At 58.1% G+C, this 1,098-nt stretch carries 1 protein-coding gene; it reads right to left on the reverse strand.

Annotated elements, in window-relative coordinates; translation table 11 throughout:
* Positions 1-973: IS481 family transposase (locus ABIB42_RS25915; RefSeq protein ID WP_429249216.1), on the reverse strand; the 973-nt coding region annotated here is incomplete at its 3' end.
* Positions 974-1,098: the final 125 nt, after the last annotated feature.

The following is a 1,098-nucleotide window of genomic DNA, read 5'->3' on the forward strand; positions in this document are numbered from 1 at the left end:
TGTCAAGTCCCGCCTGTTCATAAACCCGCTTAACGAATAATTCCGGCCGTTTTTGCTGCCATTCTTTGAGCGCGAGGATGGGCGTCTTTGCATCGAGTGCACGCTGCGGAATGTGGTGGTTGTATAGCTTCAAATAGTTCATCAATGTGGTCTGCAAATCGGCACGGCTGTCGAAGCGGGTCTGCTGCAGCAATTCATTGATGCGACCGTTGAAACGCTCGACCATGCCGTTCGTCTGCGGGTGCCGCGGCGGCGCCAGACGGTGCTCGGCAGGCAGTGCGGCACAAGCCACGTCGAAGGCGTGCTGGCCGCTTGGCTTTTTGTCTTTGGTGGCGAAACGGTCGGTAAATTGCGAGCCGTTGTCGGTCAGGATCTTGCTGATCTTGATGGGCGAGGCCAGCTTCAAGCGGCGCAGGAAATCGACGCTGCTCTTGTCGGTCATGTCGCCGTAGATGTGCATGAAGACCCAGCGGGTAGCGCGGTCGATGGCGACGAACAGGTAGCGGCGCGAGGTCTCGTCCGGCATCTGCGGCAGGTACTTGATGTCGATATGAATAAAGCCTGGTTCGTAGTCTTTGAAGGTCTTCTTGGGAGCGATCGTTTCGCCCTCGGCCTTCGGGATCACGTCTTCAAGACGCGACATGCCTTCGCGCTTGAGCAGGCGTGCAATGCCTGATCGAGAAACGTCGGGATTGATGTACTGCCGCGTGATGAACAGCAGATCATCGAGGGGCAAGTAGAGCGACTGGCGCAGCGCGAGCACGATGGCTTCCTGCGCTGCGCTCAAGGTCGTATGCAGCGTGTGGGCACGGTGCGAGCGGTCCTGCACGTCGTCCCGCTTGAGCCATTTCCGGGCGGTCGGGCGGCTGATGTTGAAAACCTTCGCGGCCTGTCGGTCGGATAGGCCCGAATCCTTGATCTCCTGTCGGATTTTCGGGGTGGTACGGGCTTGCGGGTGAATGCGTGAACTCATGCTGCCAACTCCTCCTGGTGCGATTGAATGCCGGGACTGCTGAATCCAGCAATCAAGTCGTCGAGCATAGCCTTTGCACGGAACAAAGGCCAGCTACGACGAGGAAAATGATCGCACGGAACTAA

Source organism: Massilia sp. UYP32 (genome assembly GCF_050434365.1).
Taxonomy (GTDB): Bacteria; Pseudomonadota; Gammaproteobacteria; order Burkholderiales; family Burkholderiaceae_D; genus Telluria; species Telluria timonae.